The organism is Maccoyibacter intestinihominis (genome assembly GCF_040096355.1).
GTDB lineage: Bacteria > Bacillota > Clostridia > Lachnospirales > Lachnospiraceae > Maccoyibacter > Maccoyibacter intestinihominis.
Map to the genome: position 1 here is coordinate 14765 of NZ_JBBMEX010000005.1, position 22903 is coordinate 37667.

The 22903-nt window shown below is 42.0% G+C and carries 23 protein-coding genes and 2 pseudogenes; 22 read left to right on the forward strand and 3 right to left on the reverse strand.

The window, feature by feature from the left end; genetic code table 11:
- The first annotated feature begins 14 nt into the window (after window positions 1–14).
- From WMO43_RS05920 to WMO43_RS05970, 11 genes are all read left to right on the forward strand, one after another.
- Window positions 15–1103: an ABC transporter permease gene (locus tag WMO43_RS05920; RefSeq protein WP_353530558.1), complete on the forward strand. Its 1089-nt coding sequence runs from the start codon at window positions 15–17 to the stop codon at window positions 1101–1103.
- Between the two features lie 12 nt (window positions 1104–1115).
- A complete protein-coding gene (locus tag WMO43_RS05925) occupies window positions 1116–2138 on the forward strand; it encodes an ABC transporter ATP-binding protein (RefSeq protein WP_353530560.1) in 1023 nt (340 codons plus the stop codon).
- Window positions 2131–3171: an ABC transporter ATP-binding protein gene (locus WMO43_RS05930; RefSeq protein WP_353530562.1), complete on the forward strand. Its 1041-nt coding sequence runs from the start codon at window positions 2131–2133 to the stop codon at window positions 3169–3171. Before WMO43_RS05925 ends, WMO43_RS05930 begins: the two co-directional genes overlap by 8 nt.
- A gap of 68 nt (window positions 3172–3239) precedes the next feature.
- Window positions 3240–4949, forward strand: coding sequence for a peptide ABC transporter substrate-binding protein (locus WMO43_RS05935; protein WP_353530564.1), 1710 nt, complete (start codon window positions 3240–3242; stop codon window positions 4947–4949).
- A 501-nt stretch (window positions 4950–5450) separates the two neighbouring features.
- Entirely contained in the window at window positions 5451–6566 is a 1116-nt protein-coding gene (locus WMO43_RS05940) for an ABC transporter substrate-binding protein (RefSeq protein WP_434784171.1), read from the forward strand.
- 205 nt (window positions 6567–6771) lie between these two features.
- Window positions 6772–7653, forward strand: coding sequence for a branched-chain amino acid ABC transporter permease (locus WMO43_RS05945; protein WP_353530568.1), 882 nt, complete (start codon window positions 6772–6774; stop codon window positions 7651–7653).
- 9 nt (window positions 7654–7662) lie between these two features.
- Window positions 7663–8736 carry a branched-chain amino acid ABC transporter permease gene (locus WMO43_RS05950; RefSeq protein WP_353530569.1) on the forward strand — a complete coding sequence of 358 codons (1074 nt, stop codon included), beginning with the start codon at window positions 7663–7665 and terminating at the stop codon, window positions 8734–8736.
- A 1-nt stretch (window position 8737) separates the two neighbouring features.
- The gene (locus WMO43_RS05955; protein WP_353530571.1) at window positions 8738–9496 is read left to right on the forward strand and encodes an ABC transporter ATP-binding protein; all 759 of its coding nucleotides are present in this window, start codon (window positions 8738–8740) and stop codon (window positions 9494–9496) included.
- Window positions 9497–9509: 13 nt separating this feature from the next.
- Entirely contained in the window at window positions 9510–10220 is a 711-nt protein-coding gene (locus WMO43_RS05960) for an ABC transporter ATP-binding protein (protein WP_353530573.1), read from the forward strand.
- Between the two features lie 8 nt (window positions 10221–10228).
- Window positions 10229–10849, forward strand: a complete 621-nt coding sequence (locus WMO43_RS05965; protein WP_353530575.1) for a cytidylate kinase-like family protein — start codon at window positions 10229–10231, stop codon at window positions 10847–10849.
- Between the two features lie 2 nt (window positions 10850–10851).
- Entirely contained in the window at window positions 10852–11316 is a 465-nt protein-coding gene (locus WMO43_RS05970; protein WP_353530577.1) for a CYTH domain-containing protein, read from the forward strand.
- A gap of 15 nt (window positions 11317–11331) precedes the next feature.
- On the opposite strand, the gene WMO43_RS05975 is transcribed toward WMO43_RS05970, so the two are convergent.
- Window positions 11332–11883, reverse strand: coding sequence for a DUF1653 domain-containing protein (locus WMO43_RS05975; protein ID WP_353530579.1), 552 nt, complete (start codon window positions 11881–11883; stop codon window positions 11332–11334).
- A 24-nt stretch (window positions 11884–11907) separates the two neighbouring features.
- Window positions 11908–12417 carry a hypothetical protein gene (locus WMO43_RS05980; protein WP_353530581.1) on the reverse strand — a complete coding sequence of 170 codons (510 nt, stop codon included), beginning with the start codon at window positions 12415–12417 and terminating at the stop codon, window positions 11908–11910.
- 165 nt (window positions 12418–12582) lie between these two features.
- On the opposite strand from WMO43_RS05980, the gene WMO43_RS05985 reads away from it, so the two are divergent.
- From WMO43_RS05985 to WMO43_RS06035, 11 genes and pseudogenes are all read left to right on the forward strand, one after another.
- On the forward strand, window positions 12583–13128 hold the full coding sequence (locus WMO43_RS05985; RefSeq protein ID WP_353530582.1) for a DJ-1 family glyoxalase III: 546 nt from the start codon (window positions 12583–12585) through the stop codon (window positions 13126–13128).
- Window positions 13129–13244: 116 nt separating this feature from the next.
- Window positions 13245–13466: an alpha/beta-type small acid-soluble spore protein gene (locus WMO43_RS05990; RefSeq protein ID WP_353530584.1), complete on the forward strand. Its 222-nt coding sequence runs from the start codon at window positions 13245–13247 to the stop codon at window positions 13464–13466.
- 604 nt (window positions 13467–14070) lie between these two features.
- Window positions 14071–15000, forward strand: a pseudogene (locus WMO43_RS14195) (methyl-accepting chemotaxis protein); the annotation flags it as partial.
- Between the two features lie 51 nt (window positions 15001–15051).
- Window positions 15052–15843, forward strand: a pseudogene (clpX, locus tag WMO43_RS06000) (ATP-dependent protease ATP-binding subunit ClpX); the annotation flags it as partial.
- A 17-nt stretch (window positions 15844–15860) separates the two neighbouring features.
- On the forward strand, window positions 15861–18179 hold the full coding sequence (gene lon, locus WMO43_RS06005; protein WP_353530586.1) for an endopeptidase La: 2319 nt from the start codon (window positions 15861–15863) through the stop codon (window positions 18177–18179).
- A 31-nt stretch (window positions 18180–18210) separates the two neighbouring features.
- The gene (gene yihA, locus WMO43_RS06010; protein WP_353530588.1) at window positions 18211–18822 is read left to right on the forward strand and encodes a ribosome biogenesis GTP-binding protein YihA/YsxC; all 612 of its coding nucleotides are present in this window, start codon (window positions 18211–18213) and stop codon (window positions 18820–18822) included.
- Entirely contained in the window at window positions 18815–19705 is an 891-nt protein-coding gene (locus WMO43_RS06015) for a metal ABC transporter substrate-binding protein (protein WP_353530590.1), read from the forward strand. Before yihA ends, WMO43_RS06015 begins: the two co-directional genes overlap by 8 nt.
- On the forward strand, window positions 19705–20448 hold the full coding sequence (locus WMO43_RS06020) for a metal ABC transporter ATP-binding protein (RefSeq protein WP_353530592.1): 744 nt from the start codon (window positions 19705–19707) through the stop codon (window positions 20446–20448). Before WMO43_RS06015 ends, WMO43_RS06020 begins: the two co-directional genes overlap by 1 nt.
- Window positions 20448–21263, forward strand: a complete 816-nt coding sequence (locus WMO43_RS06025; protein WP_353530665.1) for a metal ABC transporter permease — start codon at window positions 20448–20450, stop codon at window positions 21261–21263. Before WMO43_RS06020 ends, WMO43_RS06025 begins: the two co-directional genes overlap by 1 nt.
- On the forward strand, window positions 21263–21412 hold the full coding sequence (locus tag WMO43_RS06030) for a hypothetical protein (protein WP_353530594.1): 150 nt from the start codon (window positions 21263–21265) through the stop codon (window positions 21410–21412). The genes WMO43_RS06025 and WMO43_RS06030 overlap by 1 nt, the downstream gene beginning before the upstream one ends.
- Window positions 21413–21567: 155 nt before the next feature.
- Window positions 21568–21957: a hypothetical protein gene (locus tag WMO43_RS06035; RefSeq protein WP_353530595.1), complete on the forward strand. Its 390-nt coding sequence runs from the start codon at window positions 21568–21570 to the stop codon at window positions 21955–21957.
- A gap of 79 nt (window positions 21958–22036) precedes the next feature.
- Here WMO43_RS06035 and WMO43_RS06040 read toward each other — a convergent pair whose 3' ends face one another.
- Window positions 22037–22831, reverse strand: a complete 795-nt coding sequence (locus WMO43_RS06040; RefSeq protein ID WP_353530597.1) for an enoyl-CoA hydratase-related protein — start codon at window positions 22829–22831, stop codon at window positions 22037–22039.
- Window positions 22832–22903 lie beyond the last annotated feature (72 nt).

Consider the following 22903-nt stretch of genomic DNA (forward strand, 5'->3'; position numbering starts at 1 on the left):
GAGGATAGAGATTTATGCAGAACGAAAATGGAAGTCCGAAAAAGAGTCTGTTGTCCGCTCAGGTCGATTTATCAAAATTTGACAGTTCCTATTTCAGAGCGGCTACGGAAGAGGAAAAAAAGCAACAGGATGTTATGAGTGAATCCACAACATTCTTTAAAGATGGTATCAGACGTTTAAAAAAGAACCCGTTGGCAATGGGAAGTCTGGTCGTGTTGATTTTAATTCTTTTAATTATTATCATTGCACCGCACATCGTGCCTTACAGCTATGATCAAATCATAACGGTAAACGGTGTCCGTGATAAGAGTGCAAAGAACCTTGGTATGATGGAATACTCCCCAAGAGAACTCCAGTATATGGAAGAAACCGGTGAAAAATTATTCCCGCATATCTTTGGTACAGACAGTTTGTGCCGTGATTACTTTATCCGTGTTATTTACGGAACAAGAGTCAGCCTTGCAGTAGGTCTGGTAGCATCGATCATGGTATTGATCATCGGACTGCTATATGGTGCGATCGCAGGATACTGTGGTGGAAAAGTCGATATGGTAATGATGCGTATCGTCGATGTCATCTATTCCCTGCCGGATATGTTGATGATCATCTTACTTTCCGTTGTATTGAACGTAACGCTGGCACCGGCAATTGAAGGTACGGCACTTTCAAAACTGGGAACGAATATGATCTCCATATTTATCGTATTCGGACTGCTCTACTGGGTAGGTATGGCACGTCTTGTCAGAGGACAGGTGCTTTCCATAAAAAGCAGTGAGTATGTATTAGCAGCAAGATGTATCGGAACAAAAGGAAGTAAAATCTTAAGCATACATATCATTCCGAACTGTCTGTCTGTTATCATTATTACAACGGCACTTCAGATCCCATCTGCAATCTTTACAGAGAGTTATCTGAGTTTCTTAGGACTGGGTGTTGCAGCTCCGCTGACATCGTTAGGAAGTCTTGCAAATACAGCCAGAGCAGGAATGCAGTCCTATCCGTCCAAACTGGTTATCCCGGCAGTCACGATCTGTCTGATCGTACTGGCATTTAACCTTTTAGGTGATGGATTAAGAGATGCGTTTGATTCAAAATTAAAGTAAGGAGATGCAGAGATGAGCGAAGAAGTAAAGAATACAGATTATGTGCTGGAAGTCGAAAATCTCCATACATGTTTCCATACAGAGTCAGGAGATGTCAATGCCGTAAACGGATTGTCCATGACCTTAGAAGCAGGAAAGACGTTAGGAATCGTTGGAGAGTCCGGTTCAGGAAAATCCGTAACCGCATATTCTATCATGCAGATTTTAGCAGAGACAGGAGAGATTACGGAAGGTTCCGTGAAATATAAGGGTGAGGATATTACAAAGTGGAGTGAAAGAGAACTGCATAATTTCCGCGGTTCTAAGTGTTCTATTATTTTCCAGGACCCGATGACCAGTCTGAACCCTGTATTTACTGTAGGAAATCAGTTGTGTGAGGCAATTCTGCTTCATACGGATAAAAATAAAAAAGAAGCAAAAGAAAGAGCGATCGAAATGCTCACACTCGTAGGAGTGAATGAGCCGGAAAGCCGTATGAAACAATATCCGCATGAGTTATCCGGTGGTATGCGTCAGCGTGTGATGATCGCAATGGCATTAGCCTGTGAGCCGGATATTCTGATCGCAGATGAACCGACCACAGCACTTGACGTAACCATTCAGGCACAGATATTAGAACTGATGCAGGATTTACAGAAAAAACTTGGAATGGCGATCATCATGGTAACACATGACCTCGGTGTCATCGCAAGTATGTGTGATGAGATCATCGTTATGTATGGTGGTCGTGTCTGTGAACGTGGAACGGCAGATGATATTTTCTATCGTCCATGTCATGAGTACACCAAGGGACTGTTACGTTCCATTCCGAGAAAAGACAACATGAATGAACGATTGGTTCCGATTGGCGGTACGCCGATCAACCTTTTAAATATGCCGAAAGGCTGTGCATTCTGCCCGCGTTGTGAGGCAGCAATGAAGATCTGTTTAGATGAAGTACCACAGGAGATTCGCATGAGTGACACACATTTGGCGAGCTGCTGGATGAATGTAAAGAAAATGTATGAAGCACAGGAGGAAAATAAGAATGAGTGAGGAAAAGAATCTGCTGGAAGTCAGCCACTTAAAACAGTATTTTCCGGTGCGTAAAGGATTTCACACCATTCCGTTAAAGGCAGTGGATGATATTTCATTTGCCATCAAGCCGGGAGAGACTCTTGGATTAGTCGGTGAGTCAGGATGTGGAAAAACCACAGTAGGACGTACACTGCTCCGTCTGTATCAGCCGACAGCAGGACGTATCGTTTTTGATGGAGATGTTCTGTTCGACAGCGGAGAGCAGTACGATGAAGAAGGAAAGATCATTGTTGATGCAAATGGAAAACCGGTAAAAAATAAGAGCATTGATGTAGATATGCTTCCATACCGAAAGAAAATGCAGATGGTATTTCAGGATCCATATTCTTCCCTGAATCCGCGAATGACCGTAGAGGACATTATCGGAGAACCGCTGGATGTACATAAACTGTATAGCAGCCGTGCAGAGCGAAGAGACAGAATTTTGGAATTGATGGGATATGTAGGATTGAATGCAGAACATGCAACACGTTATGCACATGAGTTTTCCGGTGGACAGAGGCAGCGTATCGGAATCGCAAGAGCATTAGCAGTAAGACCAAAATTTATCGTCTGTGATGAGCCGGTATCTGCATTGGATGTATCCATTCAGGCACAGGTTGTCAACATGTTTGAAGATTTACAGAAAAAATTTGGCATGGCATACCTGTTTATTGCACATGACTTGTTGATTGTTCAGCATATTTCTGATAGAATTGCAGTAATGTATCTTGGAAAAATGATGGAGATCGCTCCTTCCGATGAGCTGAATAACCATCCGATCCATCCGTATACACTGAGCCTGCTTTCCGCAGTTCCGATTCCGGATCCGGAAACTGCAAGAAAAAGCCATCGTATCGTATTAGAGGGTGACGTTCCAAGTCCGTTGAATATGCCAAGCGGATGTCCGTTCCGTACCAGATGTGCGTATGCAACAGAGCAGTGTGCAAAGGAGATGCCACCGTTAACAGACCGAGGCGGAGAGCATTTTGTAGCATGCTGGAATAAATAATCTGAGCAGGGTTTCTATCTCCACAGTGGAGTGAAACATAAAAAGAAAACAGGAGGGAAAAATTAGAAATGAAGAAAAGACTTATTTCTACCTTATTGGTGGCAGCCATGGCAGTCAGCCTCGTAGCATGTGGCGGCGGCGACAAAAAGGATGCAGCCAAGAAATCTGATTCAGAGTCTAAAAAGAGCACAAACACAGATGTGTTAAACATCAACTTAGCTTCTGAACCAGCGCACCTTGACCCGGCATTAAACAGTTCTGTAGATGGCGGATGTTTAGCAGTGAACTCTTTCGTAGGTCTTTATACCTATGACAAAGACGGAAAATTAGTACCGGCATTATCTGACGGTGAGCCGGAGATTTCCGAAGACAAGACAACTTATACATTTAAGCTGATCAAGTCTAAATGGAGTGACGGAAGCGAGCTGACAGCAAAAGATTTCGCATACAGCTGGAATCGTGCAGCAGCAGAAGCAACAGCATCAGATTATTCTTATCTGTTCGATGTAATTGACAAAAATGATGATGGTACATTAAAGGTTACAGCTGATGACGATTATACATTAACCGTACAGCTTGCAAGTCCATGTGCATACTTCTTGGATTTATGTGCATTCCCTACATTCATGCCGGTACCACAGGCATCTGTAGAGGCTGCTGACAAAGATGGTTCTAATCCTGGAGCTTGGGCTCAGGAAGCAGGATTTGTCTGCAACGGTGCATACACCTTAGACAAATGGAGCCACAACGAGAGCATGGTATATGTTAAAAATGATAACTACTACGATGCAAAGAATGTAACCATGAAAGAGCTTCACTTCATGTTAAGTGATGATATGACAGCAGTATATGCTGCATACAACAGCGGTGACTTAGATTTCATCGATGAAGTTCCTACTGATGAGATCGCAAAAGCAAAAGAGAGCGATGAGTTCCATGTAATCGATACTCTTGGAACATACTATGTAGCATTCAACGTAAACAGCGAAATGTTCAAAGACAAGACTCCGGAGCAGGCAGCTAAGATGCGTGAAGCAATGAGCCTTATGATCGATCGTAAATACATCGTTGAGACTGTAGCTCAGACAGATCAGAAACTGGCTAACTCTTTCATCCCGGCACTTGTAGCTGACGGAAACGGCGGAAAATTCAAGAAAGACGGATATTTCGATGCAGAGAAGACAGGCGCAGACAACGCAAAAGAAGCAATCAAGCTTTTAGAGGACTGCGGATATACATTTAAAGACAATGGAGACGGATCTTACAAGATTTCTCCTGCACTTACAGTAAACTACATCCTGAATACAATGGACAGCCATCAGAAGATCGCTGAGGCAATCCAGCAGGATTTAGCAGTAATCGGTATCGACATGAAGATTTCTTCTGAGGACTGGAACGTATTCTTAGAGGATCGTAAACAGGGTAAATATGACGTTGCCCGTGAAGGTTGGTTATTAGACTATGATGATCCGATCAACATGCTTGAGATCTTTACAACAGATTCCGGAAACAATGACCCACAGTTTGGTAAAGATGTAAAATCCTGGGCTCCACAGAACTGGGATAAATATGATGAGCTGATCAAACAGATCCGTGTAGAGACAGATTCTGATAAACGTATTGATCTGATGCATCAGGCAGAGGATATGTTAATGGATACATGGGCAGTTGTACCACTTTATGAATACAACGATATGTACATGGAAAAATCTAACGTATCCGGCGATTATGCAAACCTCTTTGGTATGAAGTACTTCATGTACACAACAAAGAAATAATAGTAGTCGTGTGACGATAAGGAAAAGGACTTTGGGAGAATTCCCGAAGTCCTTTTTGTATGGGATAGGGTGTTGGAAGAATAGCTGAATCATTGTGGGGAATTGCCCAAATGAATATTTCAGGTTTCCTTGTGCAGGACATTCCGATGAACCTCTGAATGCAGAAATCGTGTTCGCCAGTGGGCTTCACGATTTCTTGAGTTTCATCTCCATTGCACAAAAGGAAATCTTCCATATTCATTTGGGCAATTCATTTACAGTGTGAATGGGGATTAAAATTAGTCAAATATAAAACGGATATAAACATTGGTTATGGGTACCATACCAGGGAGTTATGGACTGTGAAAAAATGCGGAAAATTGCACGAATTTCCTTGAATTTTCGTGAAAAAGTGTATTGACAGAATCGTTTAGATGGCATAAGATTTTTGTTAAGAAATGTCAAGAGAACAAGGAGGAATTTATTATGAAAAAGGCAGTAAGTATCTTTTTGGTACTCGCTATGGCAGTTGGATGTTTTGCCGGATGCGGTTCTAAAGAAGCAAAGAAAGATGCAGACAAATTCTATATCGGAGGTATCGGACCTACTACCGGTGATGCAGCAATTTACGGAACAGCAGTTATGAACGGAGCACAGATCGCTGTTGATGAGATCAATGAAGCAGGCGGCATCAATGGAAAGAAGATTGAGTTCAACTTCCAGGATGACCAGAGTGATGCAGAGAAATCCGTTAATGCATACAATACCTTAAAAGACTGGGGTATGCAGGTACTTATGGGAACCGTTACAACAACACCATGTGTTGCAGTAGCAGATAAGACAGCACAGGATAACATGTTTGAGGTTACACCATCCGCATCTTCTACAGATGTTATTGCCGGTGAGAATGTATTCCAGGTATGTTTTACAGACCCGAACCAGGGAACAAAATCTGCACAGTATATCGGTGAGAACAAGTTAGCAAAGAAAGTTGCAGTCATCTACAACAGCTCTGATGTATATTCATCAGGTATTGAAGCAAAATTCATTGAAGAAGCAAAGAACCAGGGACTTGAAGTAGTAGCAGAAGAAGCATTTACAGCAGATTCTAAGACAGACTTCTCCACACAGTTAAAGAAAGCTCAGGACGGAGGAGCAGAATTAGTATTCCTTCCAATCTACTACACAGAAGCATCTATCATTTTAACGCAGGCAGATCAGATGGGTTATCAGCCAAAATTCTTCGGATGTGATGGTTTAGACGGACTGTTAGCAGTTAAGAACTTTGATACAAAACTTGCAGAAGGCGTAATGCTCTTAACACCATTCGCAGCAGATGCAACAGATGATTTAACAAAGAAATTCGTAAAAGAGTACAAAGACAAATATGACGAAGTACCAAACCAGTTCGCAGCAGACGCTTACGATGCAATCTATGCGATCAAAGCAGCTATGGAAGAAGCAAAAGTAACACCTGATATGAGCGTAACCGATATGGGAGATGCATTAAAGAGTGCAATGACAAAAGTTACCATCGATGGTTTAACAGGTGATAAGATGTCATGGTCTGACAGCGGTGAAGTAAACAAAGATCCAAAAGCAGTCGTAATTGAGAATGGTGAATATGTAGGAATGTAAATTCCGGATTTCAAAAAGACCAATGGTGGGGGATGCCGTAAGGCACCCCCTTTGTTGCTTTTTCTGAAAAGACTGTGTTATAATAAGACGTTACCACATAAAAGTAATGATACAAGATAGAACCGTCTGCTTTGTATCATTACTTTTATCAAAGAGTTTGTTATGGAAAACGCAAGAAAAAAATAAGAAAGCAAGAGGTGTCCATATGAGTTTTATATCGTATTTGATTAACGGCATCAGTTTGGGCAGTATTTATGCAATTATCGCACTTGGTTATACGATGGTGTATGGAATTGCAAAAATGTTGAACTTTGCCCATGGTGATGTCATCATGATTGGATGTTATGTAGTATTTACCATGATGAGTGGTATGGGAATGCCGGCATTGCCGAGCGTGATCGCAGCGACAGCAATCTGTACGGTATTAGGTGTCGTGATTGAGAAGATCGCATATAAACCGTTGCGAAAAGCAACACCGTTAGCGGTTCTGATCACAGCAATCGGTGTCAGCTATCTGCTTCAGAATATCGCATTGCTGATATTCGGTGCAGATACAAAATCCTTTACTTCTGTAGTATCACTTCCGGCACTGAAATTAGCCGGTGGAAGTCTGGTAATTTCAGGAGTAACAGTTGTAGCAGTTGCAGCCTGCATCATTATTATGATCGCATTGATGCTTTTTATCAAAAAATCCAAAGCAGGTCAGGCAATGTTAGCTGTATCGGAGGATAAAGATGCAGCACAGTTAATGGGAGTAAATGTCAACGGAACGATTTCTTTAACATTTGCGATCGGTTCCGGTTTGGCAGCCATTGCAGGTGTACTGCTCTGCTCTGCATATCCGACACTGACTCCATATACAGGAGCAATGCCTGGTATTAAAGCATTTACCGCAGCAGTATTCGGAGGAATCGGTTCTATTCCGGGAGCATTTATCGGAGGAATCCTGTTAGGTGTCATTGAAATCCTTGGAAGAGCCTATGTATCTTCCCAGCTTTCCGATGCGATCGTGTTTGCCGTATTGATTATTGTTCTGCTTGTAAAACCTACCGGTATTTTAGGTAAGGCAGTAAATGAGAAAGTGTAGGTGGGCAGGATGAAAAGTAAAATGAATTTTAAGACAATGAAGAAATCTTCAAAGGATGCATTTATTACATATGCAATGGTGGTAATTGTCTATCTGATCATTCAGGCAATGGTCATGAGTGGTTCCATGTCCAGTCTGATGCAGGGAATGTTAGTACCGCTGTGTACCTATTCTATTGTAGCGATCGGATTGAATCTCTGTGTCGGCTACTTAGGAGAATTGAGTCTGGGTCATGCAGGATTTATGTGTGTCGGAGCATTTTCCAGTGCATTTTTCACAAAATGTATGGAGGATTCATCCATGAACCCGACCGTTCGTTTTATCATTGCATTATTGATCGGAATCGTGTTTGCAGCATTTTTCGGATTCCTGATCGGAATTCCGGTATTGCGTCTGCGTGGTGACTATTTAGCAATCGTAACACTGGCGTTTGGTGAAATTATTAAAAACGTTATGAACGTACTTTATGTAGGACGTGATTCAAAAGGATTTCATTTTTCCATTAAGGATGCAACAGCATTAAACATGGATACAGACGGTGAACTGATCGTTAATGGTGCAAAAGGAATTACCGGAACACCACACCAGTCCACATTTACCATCGGTGTGATCTTGATCATTCTCTCTTTGATCGTTGTATACAATCTGGTAAATTCCAGAAGCGGACGTGCGATCATGGCAATCCGTGATAACCGTATTGCAGCAGAATCGGTTGGAATCAATGTAACCAAATTTAAACTGATGAGTTTTACAATTTCAGCAGCCATTGCAGGAGCCGGCGGTGTGCTCTATGCACATAACCTGTCAACACTGACAGCGCTTCCGGCAAACTTCGGATACAATATGTCCATTATGATCCTGGTATTCGTGGTACTTGGAGGAATCGGAAACATCAGAGGTTCTATCATTGCAGCAGTGATCTTAACCTTATTACCGGAGTTATTGAGAGGACTGAGCGATTACCGTATGTTGATTTACTCTGTTCTGTTGATCGCAATGATGCTTTTTAACTGGGCACCGGGAGCAAGAGTGTTCAGAGAACGCATGAAGAGCAAATTAAAAAAGACAAAGGAGGAAGCATAAGATGGCATTATTAGAAGTAAAAAGTCTTGGAATCTCCTTTGGAGGACTTCGGGCAGTAGATGATTTTAATCTGAAAATAGAAAAAGGTCAGTTGTACGGTTTGATCGGACCAAACGGTGCCGGCAAGACCACGGTATTCAATATGCTGACCGGTGTATACAAACCAACCGATGGAAGTATTTTCCTAGATGGAGAAAATATCACAGGTAAAAAGACGATCGATATCAACAAACATGGAATCGCAAGAACGTTCCAGAATATCCGTCTGTTCCATCAGCAGAGCGTCATTGATAATGTAAAAATCGGACTTCACAATGAGCATACTTATTCCACACTCAGCGGAATCCTGCGTCTGCCGTCCTATCGTAAGACGGAAAAAATAATGAATGAGAAGGCAATGGAGCTGCTAGAGGTTTTTGACCTTCAGGATGAAGCAGATATCCTTGCTTCCAACCTGCCTTATGGAAAACAGCGAAAATTAGAGATTGCAAGAGCATTAGCCACAGACCCGAAACTATTATTGTTAGATGAACCGGCAGCCGGAATGAATCCGAATGAGACAAAAGAATTGATGGAAACGATTCGTTTTGTGAGAGATAAGTTCGATATGACCGTACTTTTGATTGAACATGACATGAAGCTGGTTTCCGGTATCTGTGAGGAACTGACGGTACTCAACTTCGGACAGGTGCTTGCACAGGGAAAAACCAGTGATGTACTGAATAACCCGGAAGTTATCAAGGCATATCTGGGAGAATAGGAGGAAATTTGAAATGTCAATGCTTGAAGTAAAAAATTTAGAAGTATATTATGGAGTGATTCAGGCAATCAAGGGAATTTCCTTCCATGTAGAAGAGGGGGAAGTCATTGCACTGATCGGAGCAAACGGAGCCGGAAAGACGACGACATTGCAGACCATTACAGGAATGCTGAATGCAAAAGCAGGAAGCATTCAGTTTGAAGGAACGGAGCTTACAAAGATTCCGGGACATAAGATCGTATCCATGGGAATGGCACACGTTCCGGAAGGAAGACGTGTATTTGCACAGTTGTCCGTGTTAGAGAACTTAAAGCTCGGAGCTTATACCAGAAAAGATAAGACCGAGATCGAAGAGAGTTTAAAGCGGGTATACAAGAGCTTCCCACGTTTGGAGGAAAGAAAGAACCAGTTAGCAGGAACTCTTTCCGGTGGTGAGCAGCAGATGCTTGCCATGGGACGTGCGTTAATGAGTAAACCGAGAATTGTGTTGATGGATGAACCGTCCATGGGATTGTCACCGATTTTTGTAGAAGAGATTTTTAACATCATCAAAGAGATTTCAGCAGAAGGTACGACTGTCTTACTGGTAGAGCAGAATGCGAAAAAAGCACTTTCCATTGCAGACCGTGCATATGTACTTGAGACAGGAAAGATCGTACTTGAGGGAGATGCAAAAGATCTTTTGAATGATGAATCCATTAAAAAAGCATATTTAGGAGAGTAGGTGTTTGTATGGGCAATACGGTAATTACAATTGCAAGAAGTTACGGAAGTGGCGGAAGAACGTTAGGAAAACTTCTCGCAAAAGAGTTGGGGATCAACTACTATGACAGAGAGCTGATCCGTATGGCATCTGATGAGAGCGGAATCAATGAAGCTTTATTTGGCGAGGTGGATGAAAAATTAAAAAAATCTCCGCTTTTCAGAATCGTCAAAAAAACATACCGGGGGGAAATCATTCCACCGGAAAGCGGTGAGTTTGTATCCGATGACAACCTCTTTAACTATCAGGCAAAGGTCATCAGACAGCTTGCAGAAGAAGAGTCCTGCGTTATTATAGGAAGATGTGCGGATTATGTACTGAAAGAATTTGACCATGTCATCAGTCTGTTTTTCTATGCACCGCGCGAAGACTGTATCAGACGTGTACAGGAGATTTCCAGTGAGCCGGAAAAAGAGATTATCAAAAAAATCGAAAAGACCGACAAATATCGTGCAGAGTATTACAGATACTATACGGGCAAAGAGTGGAACGATGCCAGAAACTATGATTTCTGCCTGAACACAACCTCCATGAGTTACGAAAAGCTGGTGGAAGTAGTAAAATCTTATATTGATATCTGTAGGAAATAAAAATGGAAGCATTAGAAATTGAGCGAAAGTTTTTAGTAAAAAAACTGCCGGAAGATTTAAAACAATATGAATGTCGGCAGTTAGAACAGGGTTATCTGTGTATAGAGCCGGTGGTGCGTATCCGACGTTCTGATGACACCTATACACTGACCTATAAAGGAAAAGGTCTGTTAGTACGAGAGGAGTACAATCTGCCACTGACCAAAGAGGCATATGAACATCTAAAGCCAAAGGCAGACGGTATTCTTATCACAAAAAAACGCTATAAGATACCCTATCAGAGCTATATGATCGAACTGGATATTTTTGAAGGAGAATTAGCATCTTTGCAGCTTGCAGAAGTGGAGTTCCCGACAAAAGAAGAGGCGGAAGCATTTGAGGCACCGGAGTGGTTCGGTGAGGATGTGACATTTTCCGGTCAATACCAGAACAGTTCTTTGAGCCGGAGACATATCGCAAAAGAATAAAAAAAGATTCCCATGTCAGGAAATGTGACGTGGGAATCTTTTTGATTCATATTGGATTCTGGTGCGGATGCAGCGTTTTAGTTCCTGAAAACGCTGACTGATCGGACCGTCTTCAATGACAAGGTCCGATACAACCGCCATCGTATCAATCATGTGGTCATCTACAATGTCTTCCATTTCATTTAAAATAGTATAACGTTCTTCGTCAGAATCTGCATCTAAGAAAGCTATCAGTTTTGGAGAAATGCCATCCGGAAGCTCTTCTGTAGTTTCTTCAAAGGAAGGTTCACAAGAGGTGGTTTCCAAAGGCTTTGGAACGTTCCGGTCATCCTCCGCATCTACCCGCTCAAAACGCATCGGCTGTGTGCTGTCCGGATATTTTACAAAATCTGTCTCGCTCAGAAACATCGAAAGTGGTCTGACGTAGACCTTAAAATCATCATAAAGTGCCTGATAGACTACCATATCCTCGCCTGTTTCCGTGTTCAGCGCGAGTGTGACAATCTGGTAAAGTCCGCCTTTAAAATGCCGGTATCTCCAACCGGGCTGTGGTAATTGTTTTTCCATAAATCATGCCTGCTTTTCTAATAATTAATATCTGTTTAGAAGTTCCATGCCCTCTGCTACAAAATCCCGCTCAAACGTAAGATGCGGTTCATAGCCTTTGACCATCAGATCATCTAAAGTACGCATCAGGTCTTCAGAGGTTTCATCAGAAGTTGTGGAGTCAGCAAGTACGGAGTTCATGGCCGGATTCCCGGAAGAGTCAGCGACCGGAACTGTAACGGTCTTCGTAACCTTAGTATCCATATTCTGCGGGACATCTTTTGAAAATTCTGTCGGATTTGAAAGTTTGTCTTTTGAAAAATCTTCAGAGACATTTCGTTTTGCTCTCGTAAAGACATTTTCCTTTGGTTCCTGCGGTTTAGAATGTTTTCTGGATACAGGGGAAGATTTCGGGTAACTTTCGGTTGGATGTGTTTTTGGATAAGTATAGCCTTTCGTATTTTTGGCATTTTTTGCTTTTTCCTGTTTATTCTGGCGAGCTGATCTTAAAAGAATCAAAGCTACGATAACCAGCCATATGATAAACGTACCCATAAATCACCTTTCCATTTCTCTGAATGATCTGTCTGATGCTACGACTCTATTATAATGAATTTGCATCAAAGAAACAACTGTAAAATCAAAGAAGCATAACTGGACAAACAAAAGGGGACAGTCTATAATGAAGAAAATAAAAAAGTCAGTACAGGAGGAAAGAGCATGGCAAAAGTAGGAATCTTTTTTGCGGACGGTTGTGAAGAAATTGAAGGACTTGCTGTTGTGGATATTTGCCGGAGAGCAGGATTAGAAATAGAGACCATTTCCATTATGGGAAGAGATATTGTGGCTGGTTCCCATCGGATCAAATTCCAGACAGATGCGGTATTTGAAGATGTGGATTTTGATACATTAGATGGAGTGATCCTGCCGGGCGGAATGCCGGGAACATTGCAGTTAGGGGATCACGAAAGAGTGAACGGGATCATCCGGGAATTTGCAGAGCAGAAAAAACTGGTGGCTGCAATCTGTGCCGCACCGAGTGTCTTAGGAGCAGCAGGGATCTTAGAGGGAAAGACTGCTGTCTGCCATCCGGGATTTGAAGGCGAATTGAAAGGTGCCAACGTCATTTATGAAAATGTGGCAGTGGATGAAAATATCATTACCAGCCGCGGCATGGGAACGGCATTTGACTTCGGACTTGCCATTGTCAGCTACTTCATGGATGACGAAGTTGTTGCAGATGTCAGAACACATATGATCTATTAATTGAATTTGTAAAAACTTACCAACATATTTTTATTGTAAACAACCATACTAGTATCAAGACAAGCGGCAACGCAGTCTTAGAATAGATTACAGTAAAAATTATGGAGGTGAAACCTATGAGCTCAAATACAAGTTCAGGTTCTAACACAAGCAGCATGGCAGTGCCAGAAGCAAAAGAAGCAATGAAACGTTTTAAAGAGGAAGTTGCATCCGAAATCGGAGTACCGTTAAAAGAGGGTTACAACGGAGAGTTAACCAGCAGACAGGCTGGTTCTATCGGAGGCGAGATGGTCAAGAAAATGATCATGAAGCAGGAAGAGCAGATGTCCGGAAGATAGAGGAGTGATGAGAAGTCCGAAATGTGGAAACCCATATTTCGGACTTCTTTGTTTGAAAGAAAATAATTTTGTTCTGTGTTTATAAAAGAAAAACGCATGAAGAAGCGTGGATTTATCAAAAATAGATATTTTATTGACAAGAATATACAAAAAAAAGCTAAATTATCTTGGAAAAATCACAAATATGTATTATAATAAAGGCAATATATATAAGAGAAAGTGTACGCATAAAGGAGGAATTAGTATGTTTGGAAATAAAAATGCCGGTTCAAAAGCGCATACGGGTTCTGGAAATACAGGGGAAGCGTTAGAAAAGTACCAAAAGATCTATGGTGAAATGGGACATATGATGGAGACAATTGGTTTTGATACCCAGCAGCTCTCCTGGCTTGCAAAGAAGAACAAAGAAGCCTTTGCAACACTCGTAACGAAAAACCATAAGATTGCAGAATTTTCAAATGAGAATCTGACGAAAGTAGAAGAAGTAGAGAACGGCATCCGTCAGGTTAGCAGTAGCAGTGAAGAGATCAACAGCAGTATTACCAAGGTTGAGGCAGAGGCTGACAAGACACTGGATCAGGTAAATGGCGGACGTAATACCGTCATGGAGACTTATGAGATCTTAAAAGAATTAGATAATACTTTTAAGGTAACACAGGAGACCAATGAAAATCTGTTAGAATCCTCTAAGAGCATCCAGAAGATTGTAGAGTACATAAAAAATATTTCAGAGCAGACCAACCTGTTATCCTTAAATGCAAGCATTGAAGCAGCCCGCGCAGGTGAGCATGGAAAAGGATTTGCCATTGTAGCAGGTGAGGTAGGAAAACTTGCAAATGAGACAGACAGCTTTATCGGAGAGATCGAGCAGATCGTCAAGAAATTAGAAGAAAATGTCAGCAGTGCACATCAGTCCATCGAACATTCAGGAGATTCCATCAATCGTCTGAATGATATGATGAGCAAGACCGTAGAGGTTTTAAACCAGACACAGGGCTCTGTTGATAATATGAAAGAGAGCATGGCACAGCTTACCAATGTTTCTAACAGAAACGTAAGTGTGTCCGCAGATATGGAAAATGCACTGAATGATTTAGTGGATCACATCTCATCCAGTGATAATGAGACAAGAGAATCCATTGCGATGATCGAGAGCCATCAGGCAAAGAATGATTCCTTATTAGAAGGCTGTGATAACTTGAACAACATGTGCGAGAAACTGCAGTATCTGATGTGTGAGATCAAGGATAAAGATGAGATCACGATCGGAATCAATCCGTTTACTTCTCCGGAAGACATTAAACAGATGTATGCTCCGATCTTAGAGAGAATTTTTAAATCCATTGGCAAGAAAGCAAAAGTTATGATTGTTAAGGACTACGATTCCCTCGGTGTTCATATCAAAGACGGTATTTTAGATGGTGGATGGTTCTCACCAATGGCATATACAACTGCATGTGAGATTGCAGACATTACACCGGTAGCAACACCAAAAGTAAACGGTAAAGATTATTACAACGGATATATTATTACAAGAGCAGATTCCGGAATTAATTCCATCAGTGATCTGGAAGGAAAGCATTTCGGATATGTAGGTGAGGATGTGGAAAATATCCTGCTTAAGATCATTCAGGCAGCAGACTATGATGTGGAACGTGCACAGTACGGTATCATCTATATTGACGAAATTGATAAGATTACGAAAAAATCCGAAAATGTGTCGATTACAAGAGATGTTTCCGGTGAGGGTGTACAGCAGGCGCTTTTAAAGATTTTAGAAGGAACAATGGCAAGTGTACCACCACAGGGTGGAAGAAAGCATCCGCATCAGGAGCTGATCCAGATCGACACCACAAATATCCTGTTCATCTGCGGAGGTGCGTTTGACGGATTAGAAAAAATTGTGGATGCCAGAACAGAGCAGGGTTCGATGGGATTCAATGCAGAAATTGCAGATAAGAACCACCAGAAGATCAGCGAAGCATTCCAGAAAGCAATACCGGAAGATTTCATTAAGTTTGGCTTGATACCGGAGTTTATCGGACGTGTGCCGGTTACCGTATCCTTGAATGAATTAGATGAAGAGGCAATGATCCGCATTTTGAAAGAGCCAAAGAATGCACTGGTAAAACAGTATCAGAAACTCTTTGAATTAGACGGAGTGCGTCTGAACTTTGAAGAAGAAGCATTAGAGGCAATTGCGAAAAAAGCAATCGAGAGAAAAACCGGAGCCAGAGGACTTCGTGCGATCGTCGAAGGCATTCTGCTCGATCTGATGTATCGTGTGCCGTCCGATGAATCGGTAATCGCATGTACGATCACAAAAGATTCTGTAGAAGAAGAAAAGGAACCAATGATTGAAAAAAATATCGCATAAACAGGGGTTGATATTTGATGAGTAGTATTATAAAACAATTACCAACTGTTGCGTTAAGAGGGCTAACCATACTGCCAGGCATGGTAGCCCATTTTGACGTTAGCAGGGAAAAATCAATAAAGGCAGTAGAAGAGGCAATGATGGATGAGCAGGAGATTTTTCTTCTGACTCAGAAAAATCCGGAAGAGGAAGAGCCAACAGCAGAAAATCTGTACAGCATCGGATTAGTGGCAGAGATCAAACAGGTCATTAAAATGCCGAATGATCTTGTGCGTGTATTAGTCGAGGGGATCGAGCGTGCAGAGCTGAATTGTTTTACGGAGACGGAAGAATATCTTTTAGCGGAAGTGATCCGTTTTACAGAGGATGGCTTAGAGGATATCCCGGAAAATGCCAGAGAGGCGATGATCCGCTGCTTAGAAGAAAAATATGAACAGTTTTGCACTTACAATTCCAAGAATGGCAAAGAGGCGGCAAAACCGATCCAGGAGATCCATGAATTAGACCGTCTGATGGATGCGATCGCAAACAGCATTCCAATCGGCTATGAGGAGAAACAGAGGATATTAGAAGCAGTTACCATTACCGAGCGTTATGAAGTTCTGATGGCAATTCTCTTACGGGAAATTGACATTGCAACGATCCGTAATGACCTTGCGATGAAGATTAAGAGTAAGGTAGAGAAGAATCAGAGAGAATATATTTTAAGGGAACAGTTAAAAGTCATCCGTGAGGAATTAGGGGAAGACAATACCCAGAGCGATGCAGAACAATACGAAGAGTCCTTAAAGAAGTTAAAGGCACCGAAAGAAGTAAAGGAACGGATCCAAAAAGAGATTGACCGTTTTAAGAATATTTCTTCGAGTTCTTCGGAGAGTGCGGTAACACGCGGCTATATCGAGACATTGTTAGAACTGCCGTGGAATAAGGCATCAAAAGACAATAAGGATTTAAAGAATGCAGAGCGTATTCTTGATGAGGACCACTATGGCTTAGAGAAGGTCAAGGAGCGAATGTTAGAATTTTTAGCAGTCCGTAACCTGACGAGCAAGGGAGACAGCCCGATCATCTGTTTAGTAGGACCTCCGGGAACAGGAAAAACCAGTATTGCACGTTCAGTAGCCAAGGCTTTGGATAAAAAATATGTCCGTATCTGCTTAGGCGGTGTCCGTGATGAAGCAGAGATCCGTGGACATAGAAAGACTTATGTCGGAGCAATGCCGGGACGTTTAGTGAACGGATTGCGCAGTGCAGGCGTGAAGAATCCGCTGATCTTATTAGATGAGATCGACAAGATCAGCAGTGACTACAAAGGAGATACGGCTTCCGCACTGTTAGAGGTGCTGGACTCCGAACAGAATAACAAGTTCCGTGACCACTATGTAGAGATTCCTATTGATCTATCGGAGGTGCTTTTCATAGCAACGGCAAATTCCGTACAGGATATCCCAAGACCGCTGCTAGACCGTATGGAGCTGATCGAAGTCAGCAGTTATACGGAAAATGAAAAAGAGCATATTGCCAAAGAGCATCTGATCCAGAAACAGATGAAGAAAAACGGTCTCAAAGACGGGGAGCTTACGATCAGCAGTTCCGCACTGCGCCGCATGATCTCCGGATATACCAGAGAAGCCGGAGTGCGTAATTTAGAGCGTAAGATCGGAGAAATCTGCCGGAAGGCAGCCAGAGAGATCTATCAGGGAGATAAGACAAAGATCAAGATCACCGAGAGTAATTTAGAAAAATATCTTGGAAAAGAAAAATACAGCTTTGACAAGGCGAATGAACAGGATGAGATTGGTATTGTGCGTGGACTGGCATGGACAAGCGTCGGTGGAGATACCCTGCAGATAGAGGTCAATGTTATGCCGGGCAAGGGCGATATTAAATTGACCGGGCAGCTTGGCGATGTGATGAAGGAGTCCGCTCAGATCGGACTTAGTTATATCCGTGCCATCAGTAAAAAATGGGGCATTGACAAAGAATTTTTTAAAGAAAACGATATACACATCCATGTTCCGGAAGGGGCTGTGCCAAAAGACGGACCTTCTGCCGGAATCACGATGGCAACAGCAATGCTTTCAGCGGCGACTGGTAAGAAAGTACGGGCTGACATTGCGATGACAGGAGAGATCACACTGCGTGGAAGAGTGCTTCCGATCGGAGGTTTAAAAGAAAAACTATTAGCAGCGAAAAATGCGGGAATTAAAACCGTATGTGTTCCGAAGAAAAACGAAAAAGATGTAGAAGAGGTTTCAGCAGAGATTACCAAAGGACTTGAAATCGTCTATGTGGAAAGCATGGATGAGGTTTTAGAGCAGGCTTTTACAGCATAGAAACATCAGGATATGGAAAGCAGGAGAAATCATGATTATCAAAGAGGTAAATTTAGAGACTGTCTGCGGTTATACAAGTAAACTGCCGGACAACCAAAAACCGGAAATTGCGTTTGCAGGAAAATCAAATGTCGGAAAATCATCTCTGATCAATGCGTTGATGAACAGAAAGTCGTTAGCAAGGACATCTGCACAACCGGGAAAGACACAGACTATTAATTTTTATAATATCAATGATGTGATGTATTTAGTAGACCTTCCGGGATATGGTTATGCGAAGGTGGCAGAATCAGAGAAAAAAAAGTGGGGACAGATGATCGAGAATTATCTGCATAACTCAAAGCAGCTTCGGGCAGTATTTTTATTGATTGATATCCGTCATGCGCCTTCTGCGAATGATAAGATGATGTATGACTGGATCGTCTATCAGGGATACGAGCCGATCATCATTGCAACGAAGATGGATAAGCTCAAAAGAAGCCAGATCTCGAAACATGTGAAGTTAGTCAGAGAAGGACTTGGATTGAAAAAAGAGAGTATCGTCATTCCGTTTTCTGCAACCAGCAAGCAGGGAAGAGAAGAAATCTGGAATCTGATGGATTCCATTTTAGAGAGTGAAGTTTCGGAGAATGAAGATGAATAGAAAAAAGTATGGATTTGTATTCTGCCTGTTGGTCGTGATCGCAATGATCTCCCTTGGTACGGTTTCGATTTATGTTAACCATGAGGAGAAAAAAGAGGCGACAGAACAGCTTCGGGTAGTCACCTCTTTTTACCCGATGTATGTTGCTGCGATGAATGTCACAGACAGCTGTGAATCAGTCACTTTGGAAAATCTGAGTGAACCACAGACCGGATGTTTACACGATTATCAGCTGACACCGGAAGATATGGTGCTGCTTTCAAAAGCAGATGTATTTATCATCAATGGTGGAGGTATTGAAAACTTTTTATCGGAGGTTGCTTCGCGTTATCCAAACCTGACGATCATCGAGGCAGGAGAAGGTATCGAAATGTCCGGTGAAAATGCACATCTGTGGATGGATACAGAGAAATATCAAAAGCAGGTGCAAAACATTGCCAAAGGTCTGTCAGAAGTGGATGAGACAAATAAAAAAATCTATCAGAAAAATGCAGATGCCTATTGTGAACAGATAGCTGATCTGACAGAAGAATATCGTGATACCTGTAATGGCAACGGTCAGAAAGTAGTTCTTTTCCATGAGGGATTAGAATATGCGGCAAATGAGTGGAATCTGAATGATGTCTATACACTGAATCTTGACGAGGAACGTCAGGTCAGTGCTGGCGAAGTTGCCGATGTGTTGTCAGCGATTCAAAAAGACGGTGCAAAGATGATTTTAGCGGAACGGACTTACGGCGAAGAATTAGCTGAAAGTGTAAAAAAAGAGACAAATGTTCCGGTAGTCTATTTAGACACCTGTGTACGGGGAAAATATGAAAAGGATGCCTATTTAAAAGCGATGCGCAGCAATTTAGAGGCGTTAAAGGAGGCATTGCAGTGATGAAAAAAATTATCGAACCCTGTGGGCTGCACTGTATCAAGATGAACCACTTAGGTGTAACGATTGGAAATCAGACTATTTTAGAAGATGTCAATATGCACATTCACTGTGGGACACTAAATGCAGTCATCGGACGCAACGGTGCAGGCAAGACTACTCTGATCCGGGCCATTTTAAATGATATCCCGCATGAGGGAAGCATTGATTTTCGTGATACGGAAAACGGTCATATGCGGCGCATGAAGATCGGTTATGTGCCGCAGTCTTTAAATATTGAAAAAAGGACACCACTCAGTGTCTATGATCTGATGGCGTCCTATCAGGGAAAGGCACCGGTATTTTTATATAAGAAAAAGCGGCTCTATGAAGAAATTCAGGAAGCCCTGCGTATTTTTGAGGTAGAAGATCTGATCGACAGACAGGTGTGCAATCTTTCCGGCGGTCAGCTTCAAAGGGTGCTGTTGTCAATGGCAATTATGGATGAGCCGAATCTTTTATTATTAGACGAACCGGTGTCCGGTATTGACCAGAACGGTATGGAATTATTCTATCGGACCATGGATTATTTAAAGAAAAATTTTGATCTGGCAATTATCCTGATCTCCCATGATCTGGACTATGTGGCAAAATATGCAGACAAAGTCCTGTTGTTAGATAAAAAGATCCTAAAGCAGGGAACACCGAAAGAAGTCTATGCGAGCGAGGAGTTCGGACGTATCTTTGGAATGGAGGGAAGAGCGTGATGCAGGCTGTTTTTACCGAATGGTTAGAATACGATTTTATGAAAAATGCACTGCTGGCAGTTCTGATCATTACTCCGTTATTTGGAATTCTTGGAACGATGATCGTAAATAAAAAAATGGCATTTTTCTCAGATTCATTAGGACATTCCGCATTGACCGGAATTGCGATCGGAGCCGTGCTTGGAATGAAGGATACGACACTTTCCATGATCCTTTTTGCAATCGTATTTGCGCTGCTTTTAAATAAGATCGCGGAAAAGAGTACCGCATCTACCGATACGCTGATCTCTGTTTTTTCTTCCGCAAGTATGGCACTTGGACTTGCTATTTTGTCAAAGGGAGGCAATTTCAGCAAATATTCATCATTGCTGGTGGGAGATATTTTGAGCATTACCAGACGGGAAATTCTCTATTTAGTAGCTATTTTTGCAGTAACATTAGTCTTCTGGGTGCTGGCATTTAACAAACTGTGCGCCGAGAGTGTCAATGTGACACTGGCAAAGAGCAAGGGGATTCCGGTAAAAGTCATAGAGAATCTGTTTTCCATATTGATCGCTCTTATCGTTATGCTTTCCATCAAATGGATCGGGATTCTTTTGATCAATGCACTGTTGATCCTGCCGGCAGCATCCGGCCGGAATATTTCGCAGAATATGCGAGAATATCATTTTTTTTCTGTGGTATTTTCCATTTTTTCCGGAGTGCTGGGACTTCTGGTGTCGTACTATACAAATGTTGCGACAGGTCCGATGATCGTGTTGATCGCATCGGTGATTTACTTTTCTACTTATGCCTATGGACGGAGGTTTGCGTAGTGAATAAGGACCCATTTAAAGAATATGTGAAACAGTCAGAACCGGGGAAGCGTGATAAGGGCTATGCGTGGTATACTGCAATCGGACTTCAGGCAGTAGATGGGTTACAGCCATCCCAATATTTGCTGGATACGGCAATTGAAACATAGAGGGGAATACAAGGACAACAGCCGTTTTTTTAATAAAATATCTCAGGACACTGGGATTCGATGCAACGAACGAGATTTTTGCTGAAAATGCATGGTACTTTAGAAATGCACTTGTGCGGGCAAATTATAATAATCTAACTAAAGGTGTCCATGAGATGATGGAATGCTTAGAGTTGTTTTTGTGGAATCTGTTACTGGGTGAAAAAAATGAGCTTCGGAATCGAACGATGCATATCAATGGTAAGTTCTTCGTAGCGGAAGAAACGAATATTGGATTTGGAAAAGCGGACATTGGGACCGAAAAAGCAGAGATTGATAAATGGCGGGTAGATATGTTACCGGATATATCTGATAAGACCGTAGGGCATATCGAGATCTTATTTGAGAAATATGGAACAGAAGAGGTCTTTGGCAGAACCGGTGTAGAGAGCACGACCGGTTTGAGGTCAACGAGAGCATCAGAACTGTTAAAACTGTTGGTAGAAAGAGGACTTGTCGAAAATGTAAAGGGACAGGGGAAAGGAAAATATCGGTTTCGGGAATAAGGTGTGATATATAAAAAATGGGGCTGTCCACATAAAGTGTGACAGCTCCATTTTCTATGTCTATGTAAGAATCAAATTCTTAGAAGTCTGTTAAATCAGCAGCTCTTCTCTCTAAGAAAGCAGTCATTCCTTCTTTCTTGTCATGTGTAGAGCAGGTAATACCGAATAAGTTTGCTTCCATCTCAACTGCGTTCTGGATATCCATGTCATAACCATTGTTAATTGCAGCTTTTGCGATAGATACAGCATAGCTTCCTTTAGAGATGATCTTCTTAGCCATGTCTTTTGCAGTGCTCATTAATTCTTCCTTAGCTACTACTTTGTTTACAAGACCGATTCTGTAAGCTTCTTCAGCGTTGATGTTGTCACATGTGAAGATTAATTCTTTTGCTCTTCCCATTCCAACTAAACGAGCAAGTCTCTGTGTTCCACCGAATCCAGGGATGATTCCAAGACCTGTCTCAGGCTGTGCGAAAGATGCATTGTCAGAAGCGATGCGGATATCACATGCCATAGAAATCTCACATCCACCGCCAAGAGCGAATCCGTTTACAGCAGCGATAGTAACCTGACGCATGTTCATTAATTTGAAGAAAGGAACAGATGCTTTCATACCAAATGCTCTTGCCTCTGCAGCAGAGAAGTTAACCATTTCAGAGATGTCAGCTCCTGCAACAAAAGATTTGAACTCGTTGCCCTTCTTGTCAGGACCACCTGTTAAGATAACAACCTTAACATCATCTCTTGCTTCGATTTCTGTTAATGCTTCGTTTAATTCATCCAGTGTTTCGCTGTTTAAAGCATTTAATGCAGCCGGTCTAGAGATAGTAAGAACGGCAATTTCGTCTGCAACTTCAAGTTTTAAATTGTTCATGAAAAACCTCCTAAATAAAATGTCTTTGTGTACATTACTATGTAAGTTCATTCTATAACTTTGACAAAAAAT

What these genes read in the sequence shown, in the direction of transcription:
- WMO43_RS05920 (WP_353530558.1), top strand. Translation starts at nt 15, where the DNA reads ATGCAGAACGAAAATGGAAGTCCGAAAAAGAGTCTGTTGTCCGCTCAG.
- WMO43_RS05925 (WP_353530560.1), top strand. Translation starts at nt 1,116, where the DNA reads ATGAGCGAAGAAGTAAAGAATACAGATTATGTGCTGGAAGTCGAAAAT.
- WMO43_RS05930 (WP_353530562.1), top strand. Translation starts at nt 2,131, where the DNA reads ATGAGTGAGGAAAAGAATCTGCTGGAAGTCAGCCACTTAAAACAGTAT.
- WMO43_RS05935 (WP_353530564.1), top strand. Translation starts at nt 3,240, where the DNA reads ATGAAGAAAAGACTTATTTCTACCTTATTGGTGGCAGCCATGGCAGTC.
- WMO43_RS05940 (WP_434784171.1), top strand. Translation starts at nt 5,451, where the DNA reads ATGGCAGTTGGATGTTTTGCCGGATGCGGTTCTAAAGAAGCAAAGAAA.
- WMO43_RS05945 (WP_353530568.1), top strand. Translation starts at nt 6,772, where the DNA reads ATGAGTTTTATATCGTATTTGATTAACGGCATCAGTTTGGGCAGTATT.
- WMO43_RS05950 (WP_353530569.1), top strand. Translation starts at nt 7,663, where the DNA reads ATGAAAAGTAAAATGAATTTTAAGACAATGAAGAAATCTTCAAAGGAT.
- WMO43_RS05955 (WP_353530571.1), top strand. Translation starts at nt 8,738, where the DNA reads ATGGCATTATTAGAAGTAAAAAGTCTTGGAATCTCCTTTGGAGGACTT.
- WMO43_RS05960 (WP_353530573.1), top strand. Translation starts at nt 9,510, where the DNA reads ATGTCAATGCTTGAAGTAAAAAATTTAGAAGTATATTATGGAGTGATT.
- WMO43_RS05965 (WP_353530575.1), top strand. Translation starts at nt 10,229, where the DNA reads ATGGGCAATACGGTAATTACAATTGCAAGAAGTTACGGAAGTGGCGGA.
- WMO43_RS05970 (WP_353530577.1), top strand. Translation starts at nt 10,852, where the DNA reads ATGGAAGCATTAGAAATTGAGCGAAAGTTTTTAGTAAAAAAACTGCCG.
- WMO43_RS05975 (WP_353530579.1), bottom strand. Translation starts at nt 11,883, where the DNA reads ATGGAAAAACAATTACCACAGCCCGGTTGGAGATACCGGCATTTTAAA.
- WMO43_RS05980 (WP_353530581.1), bottom strand. Translation starts at nt 12,417, where the DNA reads ATGGGTACGTTTATCATATGGCTGGTTATCGTAGCTTTGATTCTTTTA.
- WMO43_RS05985 (WP_353530582.1), top strand. Translation starts at nt 12,583, where the DNA reads ATGGCAAAAGTAGGAATCTTTTTTGCGGACGGTTGTGAAGAAATTGAA.
- WMO43_RS05990 (WP_353530584.1), top strand. Translation starts at nt 13,245, where the DNA reads ATGAGCTCAAATACAAGTTCAGGTTCTAACACAAGCAGCATGGCAGTG.
- lon (WP_353530586.1), top strand. Translation starts at nt 15,861, where the DNA reads ATGAGTAGTATTATAAAACAATTACCAACTGTTGCGTTAAGAGGGCTA.
- yihA (WP_353530588.1), top strand. Translation starts at nt 18,211, where the DNA reads ATGATTATCAAAGAGGTAAATTTAGAGACTGTCTGCGGTTATACAAGT.
- WMO43_RS06015 (WP_353530590.1), top strand. Translation starts at nt 18,815, where the DNA reads ATGAATAGAAAAAAGTATGGATTTGTATTCTGCCTGTTGGTCGTGATC.
- WMO43_RS06020 (WP_353530592.1), top strand. Translation starts at nt 19,705, where the DNA reads ATGAAAAAAATTATCGAACCCTGTGGGCTGCACTGTATCAAGATGAAC.
- WMO43_RS06025 (WP_353530665.1), top strand. Translation starts at nt 20,448, where the DNA reads ATGCAGGCTGTTTTTACCGAATGGTTAGAATACGATTTTATGAAAAAT.
- WMO43_RS06035 (WP_353530595.1), top strand. Translation starts at nt 21,568, where the DNA reads ATGATGGAATGCTTAGAGTTGTTTTTGTGGAATCTGTTACTGGGTGAA.
- WMO43_RS06040 (WP_353530597.1), bottom strand. Translation starts at nt 22,831, where the DNA reads ATGAACAATTTAAAACTTGAAGTTGCAGACGAAATTGCCGTTCTTACT.